Origin of the sequence: Streptomyces sp. NPDC056347 (assembly GCF_042262625.1) — a bacterium.
In the GTDB taxonomy this organism is placed as follows: Bacteria; Actinomycetota; Actinomycetes; order Streptomycetales; family Streptomycetaceae; genus Streptomyces.
The window spans coordinates 26082-33583 of sequence record NZ_JBHJQP010000078.1 but is presented as its reverse complement, the minus strand read 5'-3'; the positions used below and the strand labels follow the sequence as shown (position 1 = coordinate 33583).

The window sequence follows — 7502 nt, the reverse complement described above, 5'->3', positions numbered from 1 at the left end:
ACCGAGGAGAGGTCGGGCCCGGGGATGTACTGGGTCGCCACCCAGGGCACCCGGGCCTCCGTGTCGGTGTCGAGCACGGCCGCCGTCCACGTACCGCCCACCCGCCGGGCCGCCGCGACCTCGCGCGCGAATCGCCTGCGGAATTCGGGATGCTGGGCGTACTCGGCCTGCACCACCTTCACGGCTACGGTCCGCCCGGCCTCCGAGCGGCCGAGATACACCAGCCCCATGCCGCCCGCGCCCAGCCGGGCTATCAGACGGTACGGGCCGATGTGGAGAGGGTCTTCGGATGTCAACTGGTCCACGGCCGTAACGTAGTTGAGGTATTCAAGCCGTGGTGGCAAGTTGCCGGAACCACTCGCGCGAAGAGGCCGCACCCGACGTACGAGGTGGCGCCCGCCGCCCTGCGTAGCCGGCCCGCGCGCCGTCGTGGCCGCGGCGGACGGCGGGCGAGTGCGAGAACCCGTCGGAGTGCCGCCCCTCATCCGTCCGGCCCCGCCCGGAATGCCGGTGGCCCGCCGCCCGCGTAGCGTGGGCAGCCGACCGCGTACCGCCCGTGTGCGCCCCGCGGAGGCGGCACCGGAGACGGCGGGAACCGGAAGCGGTACCGGAGACGGCATACGGAGGCGTGGACGGAGGCGGGAGATGAAGCTCGGCCTGCACTACTGGAACTACTCGACACCGGCCGACCCCGCGCTCATCGCGCCCACGCTCGCCGAGACGGCGCGGATCGCCGAACAGGCGGGGTTCGCGTCCTTCAGCGTGATGGACCACTACTTCCAGATGGAGACCGGGCGCAGCGTCGCCGACGAACCCATGCTGGAGGGCTACACCACGCTCGGCTACCTGGCCGCGCTGACCGAGCGCATGGCCCTCGGACTGCTGGTCACGGGCGTGATGTACCGCCACCCCGGCCTGCTCGCGAAGATCGTCACCAGCCTCGACGTGCTCTCGGGCGGCCGGGCCCGGCTGGGCATCGGCGCCTCCTGGTACGAGCGCGAGCAGTACGGGCTCGGTGTGCCGGTCGTCCCGGTGGCAGAGCGCTTCGAGCGGCTGGAGGAGGCGATCCGGATCTGCCTCCAGATGTGGAGCGACGACAACGGGCCGTTCCGGGGGAAGCACTACCGGCTGGCCGAGACGCTCTGCGTGCCCGAGCCGATCGGCGGCCACCCGCCGATCATGATCGGCGGGTCGGGCGAACGGAAGACGCTGCGCCTGGTCGCCCGCTACGGTGACGCCTGCAACCTCTTCGCCACCGGCCCGGACGAGGTGGCCCGCAAGCTCGACGTGCTGCGCGCCCACTGCGCCGCCGAGGACCGCGACTACGACGCCGTCACCAAGACCGTGCTGTACAACGGCCCGGTGCTGGACCGCCCGGCCGCCTTCCTCGACGACGCCCGGGCGTACGCGGGGCTGGGCGTCGGCGAGATCCAGCTGGTGCCCGACCGGCACCCGGTGAGCTTCGCCCACCAGGTCGCCGAGCACCTCGTCCCCGCCGTCGCCGCCATCGGGTGACCCGGCTCCGGCTCCGGCCCGGGGGCGGGCCGGGGCCTACGCGCCGGTGGTGCCGTCGACGATCTCCCGGATCAGGTCGAGGTGGCCGTTGTGCCGGGCGGTCTCCTCGATCAGGTGCAGGACGATCCAGCGCAGATCGGGGTGGCGGCCGTCGCCGCGCGGGCGTACGGCCAGGGTGTCCAGGTCGTGGGAGGCGACCAGCTCCCGGTAGCGGGCGGTGCGCTCCGCGTACAGCGCCAGTACGTCGTCGAGCGGCATGTCCAGCGCGATGCGCATCTCGCGGTCGGGGTCCTCCTCCGTCCACGGTCCCTCGTCCTCGCCGCCGAGGAACATCACCTCGAACCAGTGGTACTCGACCCAGCTGAGGTGGTTGATCAGCCCGGCGACGGTCATCAGGGGGGAGCCGGGCAGCGGGGCCCGGCGGGCGTCGTCCGGGGAGACACCCTCGCACTTCACGCGCGCGGTGTCGCGAACGTAGTCGAGGAAGGTGGCCAGCTGGGTGCGCTCGTCCCGGGCGGGAGGCGTGTCGGTGCGTGTCATCGGCGTACACGATCCGCGACCCGGTGCCCGTTGTCCACCGGATTCCGCCGCCGGGGCAGGGGTTTCGAAGGGCGGGGCGAACGGGCCCGGCATTGGGGTCCGGCCCTGGGTCCCTGGACCCACGCCCGGGGGATCGTGCCTGGCTAGGCTCGTGCCCGACCAACAGCGAGCCCCCTTGGCAGGCGCCCCGACCGGGCGCCCGTCCGGCGTGCCCGCGCGCACCTGAACTGCACGCTCCCACCTGTCTTTCATGGGGTGATGTGTCGATGAGTGATGGTTTCTTCTACTCGTACCACCTCGGCTGGAGCCGCCCGGACTCCGAGTGCCTCTTCGGTGACCTCGACGCGGCGGGGCTGCGGCTCAGCCATCCGGTCAGCCGGCGGGTCACGCTCCTCGGCCCGGGGCCGGGCCCGCGGGGCATCCCGTCCTGGGTGACCAGGGAACAACTCGTGCTCCTGGCCGGTCTCCAGCGGCTCGACAGCGTCGACTTCCTGCTGTGGGTGGACAGCGGCGCGGGTGTCCCCGCGCGGGTCCGCCGGATGCGGGACGGGGTCGTGGCGCTGGAGTTCGGCTTCGGCGGGCTGACCCGGGACGAGCAGGAGGTGGCCGCGCGGGCGATCCGGGAGGCGATCGGGCGCGCCTCGGTGCTCTGCATCGGCTTCGTCGTCGACCGCGAGGGCGCCTCGGTGGCCACGGACTGGAGCGGTGTCGTCATCAACGGCACGGCCTACTTCGACAGTTGGCCCGACACCCTGGCCGTGCGGCACGAGATCGCCGCGACCCAGCCGCAGTTGGCCGGGGTGGCCTCGTACGACCAGTCGCCCTGGATGCTGTTCGGGAGCGAGGTGCCCGTCCGGTAACGGCGGGAGGGGCCCGGTTGCGCCGCTTCGGATCCGTGCGGGCCGCAATCGGTGACTTTGAGCCTTGCATTGGGCCCTGAGGCCCATGCCCCGAAGGGTGCCGGTGTGGTCGGATGCGTGAAGTGGCTGAACTCTGGCCTTACACCGGCAAGCTGGGGGACTCGTCGTGTCTGGCATGGGTGGAATCGCGGTCGCGGGCGGTGGCCCCGGCGCCGGTGGCGGGGTCGTCACGGACGGGCACGGAGGCAGGCACTCGCTGCCGCGTCCCCTGCAGGCGGTACTGATCCTCGTACGGCTGCTGTTCGCCGTCGCGGTCCTCGGCGGCATCGGTGTGCTGACGGTGGCGTCGGCGGTCGACGGGCTCGACGGCGAGCTGCTCGGACTGCTCCTGTACGCGGCGCTGCCGAGCACGGTGGCCTTCGTCCTCTCGCTGTACGTGCGGACCGGCGGGACCTGGGTGCGGCGCGGGCTGCTGGCCACGCACGTCTGGCTCGCCCTCGGTGCCCTGGCCAACATCGGGGCAGGCGGTGCGCGCGGGATCACCCAGCTGGTGATCCCGGTCGTGGTCGTCGTCCTGCTGTTCCGGTCGAGCGCCCGCGACTGGTTCGACCTTCCCCCCGGACAGCGGGCGCCGCACCGGCGGTTCAGCCTCGCGCGCATGATCCGGTGGCGGCGGGACGACGAGGGCCAGACCGCGATGGAGTACCTGGGCATGGTCCTGGTGGTCGTGGCCCTCATCGGGGGGCTCGTCGTCACCGGGATCGGCGCCCAGATCACCGGCGGGATGCAGGACGCGATCTGCCGCCTCACCGGGAGCGCCTGCCCGGCGCCCGGCAGCGGGAACGTGGAGGCGGGGCACGGAACGAACTCCGGCGGCGCGGAAGCGGCCGGCGGTACGGACACCGCGGGAGGTACGGACTCCGCGGGAGGTACGGACTCCGCGGGCGGTACGGACACCGCCGGTGGCGCCGACACGGCCGGCGGAACCAGCACCACGGGCACCACAGGCACCACGGGAAGCACTGGCGCCTCGGGCGACTCCAGCACCACAGGCGCCTCGGGCGACTCCAGCACCACAGGCGGCTCCGGTAACTCCGGCAGCACCGGTGGCGACACCGTCACCCAGGTCGACGACGGCGGCGACGACGTCGACAGCTCCGGCGAGCCCGACGGCGGCGGCGACGACCAGGACGACAGCGGCGGCGACAACGGCGGCGACCAGCCCGGCGAGAGCTGCACCTCGGGTGTCGGCGCCTTCTTCTCCTGCGCCGCGCACCAGACCGGCGGCTTCTTCACGGGCCTGATCGGCGACGGCCTGTGGGGCGACATCACCGGCACCATCGACACGGTCCTGCACCCCATCAAGGCCTGGGACGGCCTGAAGGAGTACGGCAAGAGCCTCGGCGACAAGTGGAGCGAGGACTCCAAGGGCGCCGGTGACAAGTGGGACAAGGGCGACTACCTCGGCGCGATCTGGGACTGGACGAAGGCGTCCGGCAGCACCGGTCTCACGGCCCTGGACGACGTGTTCATCGGCGACGACGTCCGGGACATGTGGAAGCGGGGCGACGAGGGCCAGGCCATCGGTACGGGCCTGTGGAACATCGGCTCGCTGTTCATCCCGGGCTACGGCGAGGGCAAGCTCGTCGGCAAGCTCGGAAAGCTGGGCAAGCTCGGGAAACTCGGCAAGCTCGGCGAGTTCGCCGAGAAGGCCGGCGAGGCCGCGAACAAGGCGAAGAAGGCGGCCAGGGCGGGTGACGTCGACGCCGCCGAGAAGGCCGCGAAGGAAGCGCAGAAGCACGCCGACGACGCCGCCGAGAAGGCCGGCCTCAAGGGCTGCACCGTCGGCATCGGCGGCCGCCTCCGCGTGCCGTACGGCTCCGGCCCCGCCGCCGGCACGTCCGGCACCGGCACCGCCGTACTGGCCGCGCCGCCCGCCTCCGTGCCCGTCGGTTTCCTCATGGGCAAGTGCGACGAGGTCGACCCGGAGAAGAAGGCCGCCGCCGACGAGGCCCAGAAGCAGGCCGACGAGGCGAAGAAGGCAGCTGCCGCGGCCAAGCGGAGGCAGGGGCTGGAGCGGGCCCAGAAGCAGCCGAAGCCCGCCTGGTACAAGGACCTGAAGGACCCGCCGGCCGGTGCCAAGGACGCCGGCGACGGGAACTGGGCGGAGATCAAGCCGGGCGTCTTCAACTACCCGACGGAGATGGGCGCCCGCTACCAGGAGCAGATCTCCAAGGTGGGGCGGGGCAAGGAGTACGAGGTACCGCTCGACAAGCTCACGGGCAAGCCGGTCGACTTCGACGGCTGGGACTCCGCGCGCGGCACCTACCTGGAGGCGAAGTACGGGTACAAGAGCCCGGACTTCTACAACGCCGACACCGGGAAGCTCACCCCGAAGATCACCGAGCGGTGGTCCGCCCAGGCGAGACGGCAGGTCGACGCGGCGCGCGGCCGACCGGTCGAGTGGCATCTCTCCGACCCGGACGTCGCCGAGGCGGCGCGTGAGATGTTCAAGGAGCAGGGCATCGACGTTAAGGTCATCAACACCCCCGATGACCTGGTCGGCGGCTGAGCGCCGGCCGGGCAGCGGAGCGCAGGACCCGAATCCGAGGAGAGAGTGTCGTGCTGTACGTCGTCGTCAACGGTCTCTGGGGCCCCCGCGCGGAAACCGTGCGGAGCGTCGCCGAACGCTGGTCCGGCACGCTCGCCGCTCTCAAGGACATCGACGCCGCGACCTTCGACGTGTGGCACGAGGCCGGCGACGACCTCCCGTCCGACCCCGTGCTGGTGCCCTCGGCCGCCGCACTGGCGGAGTACATCGAGCGGCGGAACACCGGCCCCGACCTCGACGTGGTGGGCTACACGTCGTCGTCGTGGGTGCGGAACCCCGGATCGGCGTACGTCTCCCTGGCGACGCACGCGGGCGGCACGTCGCGCTACGCGCCGCATTCCGTCTCCCTCGTCTTCCGGTCGCGCGAGGTCGACGAGACCGCCGAAGTGATCCGGCGCACCCCGGAGATCCTTCGCGTCCTCGCGGAGCACTGGGAGTTCGACGCCGGACAGGTGTACGACAAGGCCGTGTACGAGGCGGTGGCCGAGCGGTTCGACCTGGAGAACAGCGCCCCCCGCTGCGGCCGGGCGGTCTTCCTCTCCGCCGGCCGTGCCGCCCGCGCCCCCGAGGACCTGCCCGGGACGTACGTCCGCACCGCGCACGACGGGCTGGTCGTCGACCTCACGTACGGCGGTACGAAGAACCCCGACATCGAGACGGTCATCGCGGTGAACGAGCGGCTGCGCGAGGCCGGGGCGCTGGAGAGGCTCCCGCAGCCGTTCGACCGGGACCGCTACTGACCGCGGGGCCCGGTCCCGCGCCCCGCGCGGGTGCCCCGCTCCTCAGATCCAGCCCCGCATCGCCGCGAAGCCGGCCAGCAGCCCCACCGCGAACGCCCCGAGCACGCCCGTGAACAGCGCGGGCATCAGCACCGGACCCCACGCCCCCGGCCCGGCGACCGTGGCCCGCCGCGCCGGGTCGGCGGGGTCGTAGCTGACCCGGACCGCCGCCCCGACCTCGAAGCCGAACGGGCCCGGGGCGTGGTCGGTGAATTCGATGTCGCGGCCGTCCCGGGTGCGGAAGGCGAAGACGTACTCGGTGGCGTAACCGCGCTCCGCGCCCGGCCCCCGGTCCACCGTGCGCCGCTCGGCACACCGGCCCTCGGCGCGCTCGCCGTGGCGCAGCAGCCGCAGCACCCGGTTCAGCCGCAGGCCCGACCGGACCGCGAACGCGCCGAGGAACAGGCCGAACAGCAGCAGGAAGGTGGCCGTGCCACCGGGCAGGACCTGCATGGACGAGCTCCCCCGATCCTCGAAACGGCCGGTGCGGCCGGTGCGGCCGGTGCGGTCGGCACGGCCGGCGTCACTGGGACGGCCGTACCGTGCCGATCACCCGACCGTACCCGCTACTTGACGGTGATCGAGTCGACGAAGGCGTCGAGGTCCTTCGCGCTCAGCGTGCCCTTGACGGCGTTGATCCGCACCGCGAACGGCACCTTCTTCGAATCGACGCCCGCCACCACGACCCCGGTCATCCGGGTGCCGTCGGCCGGGGTCCGCTCCTCGCCGCTCGAGGTGAACTCGTAGTCGATCCGGCGGGCGTCGCGGGCGCTCTCCGCACCCGCGAGCCGCACGTCCTCGGTCGCCTTGCGGGTGGCGCCCAGCCCGATGCCGGCGCCCGCCGCGGACGCGGCCCCGGCGGCGTCGTCCACACCGGTGGCGAAGTCGAGCTGCACCGAGACCATGCCGGTGCGCAGCCCGCTCTCCTCCTTCAGCGCCACGGCCGCGTTGCCCTTCGCCAGCTCGGCTTCGGGCTGCTCCTTGTACCCCTGGCCGCCGGGGTAGCCGACGGAGAGGCTCTTGGTGTCGAGCTTGCCCCAGCCCTCCGGGAGGGAGGCGGAGTCGCCGCCGCACCCGGTGAGCAGGGCGAGGCCGATGGCGGCGGCAGCGGTCGCGCCGATCGCCCGGTGGATCTTCTGTGTCGTCGTCATCGCCCATCGCCTCTTCGTCGTGCCTGCGTGCCTGCCGCGGCCGGTG

General features: G+C 72.7%; 7 protein-coding genes and 1 pseudogene. 4 read left to right on the top strand and 4 right to left on the bottom strand.

Features of this window, described 5'->3' with window-relative positions:
- Positions 1–305, bottom strand: a pseudogene (locus ACFCV8_RS19480) (serine/threonine protein kinase); the annotation flags it as partial.
- A 340-nt stretch (positions 306–645) separates the two neighbouring features.
- On the opposite strand from ACFCV8_RS19480, the gene ACFCV8_RS19475 reads away from it, so the two are divergent.
- A complete protein-coding gene (locus tag ACFCV8_RS19475) occupies positions 646–1515 on the top strand; it encodes an LLM class F420-dependent oxidoreductase (protein WP_376686609.1) in 870 nt (289 codons plus the stop codon).
- Positions 1516–1551: 36 nt separating this feature from the next.
- Here the strand turns inward: ACFCV8_RS19475 and ACFCV8_RS19470 are convergent, their stop codons facing one another.
- Positions 1552–2055, bottom strand: a complete 504-nt coding sequence (locus tag ACFCV8_RS19470) for a DinB family protein (RefSeq protein ID WP_376686608.1) — start codon at positions 2053–2055, stop codon at positions 1552–1554.
- 266 nt (positions 2056–2321) lie between these two features.
- Between ACFCV8_RS19470 and ACFCV8_RS19465 the strand changes: the two genes are divergently transcribed.
- The 3 genes from ACFCV8_RS19465 to ACFCV8_RS19455 all read left to right on the top strand — a co-directional run bounded on the left by ACFCV8_RS19465 (position 2322) and on the right by ACFCV8_RS19455 (position 6266).
- A complete protein-coding gene (locus ACFCV8_RS19465) occupies positions 2322–2915 on the top strand; it encodes a hypothetical protein (RefSeq protein WP_376686607.1) in 594 nt (197 codons plus the stop codon).
- Between the two features lie 175 nt (positions 2916–3090).
- Positions 3091–5487 (top strand): Tox-REase-5 domain-containing protein, encoded by a 2397-nt coding sequence (locus ACFCV8_RS19460; RefSeq protein WP_376686606.1) that lies wholly within the window; start codon positions 3091–3093, stop codon positions 5485–5487.
- Between the two features lie 50 nt (positions 5488–5537).
- Complete coding sequence (locus tag ACFCV8_RS19455) at positions 5538–6266, top strand: hypothetical protein (protein WP_376686605.1); 729 nt, start codon at positions 5538–5540, stop codon at positions 6264–6266.
- A 42-nt stretch (positions 6267–6308) separates the two neighbouring features.
- On the opposite strand, the gene ACFCV8_RS19450 is transcribed toward ACFCV8_RS19455, so the two are convergent.
- Together ACFCV8_RS19450 and ACFCV8_RS19445 are read right to left on the bottom strand one after the other, a co-directional pair.
- A complete protein-coding gene (locus ACFCV8_RS19450; RefSeq protein ID WP_376686604.1) occupies positions 6309–6758 on the bottom strand; it encodes a DUF3592 domain-containing protein in 450 nt (149 codons plus the stop codon).
- 113 nt (positions 6759–6871) lie between these two features.
- Positions 6872–7456: a hypothetical protein gene (locus tag ACFCV8_RS19445; RefSeq protein WP_376686603.1), complete on the bottom strand. Its 585-nt coding sequence runs from the start codon at positions 7454–7456 to the stop codon at positions 6872–6874.
- Positions 7457–7502 lie beyond the last annotated feature (46 nt).

What these genes read in the sequence shown, in the direction of transcription:
- ACFCV8_RS19475 (WP_376686609.1), top strand. Translation starts at nt 646, where the DNA reads ATGAAGCTCGGCCTGCACTACTGGAACTACTCGACACCGGCCGACCCC.
- ACFCV8_RS19470 (WP_376686608.1), bottom strand. Translation starts at nt 2,055, where the DNA reads ATGACACGCACCGACACGCCTCCCGCCCGGGACGAGCGCACCCAGCTG.
- ACFCV8_RS19465 (WP_376686607.1), top strand. Translation starts at nt 2,322, where the DNA reads ATGAGTGATGGTTTCTTCTACTCGTACCACCTCGGCTGGAGCCGCCCG.
- ACFCV8_RS19460 (WP_376686606.1), top strand. Translation starts at nt 3,091, where the DNA reads ATGGGTGGAATCGCGGTCGCGGGCGGTGGCCCCGGCGCCGGTGGCGGG.
- ACFCV8_RS19450 (WP_376686604.1), bottom strand. Translation starts at nt 6,758, where the DNA reads ATGCAGGTCCTGCCCGGTGGCACGGCCACCTTCCTGCTGCTGTTCGGC.
- ACFCV8_RS19445 (WP_376686603.1), bottom strand. Translation starts at nt 7,456, where the DNA reads ATGACGACGACACAGAAGATCCACCGGGCGATCGGCGCGACCGCTGCC.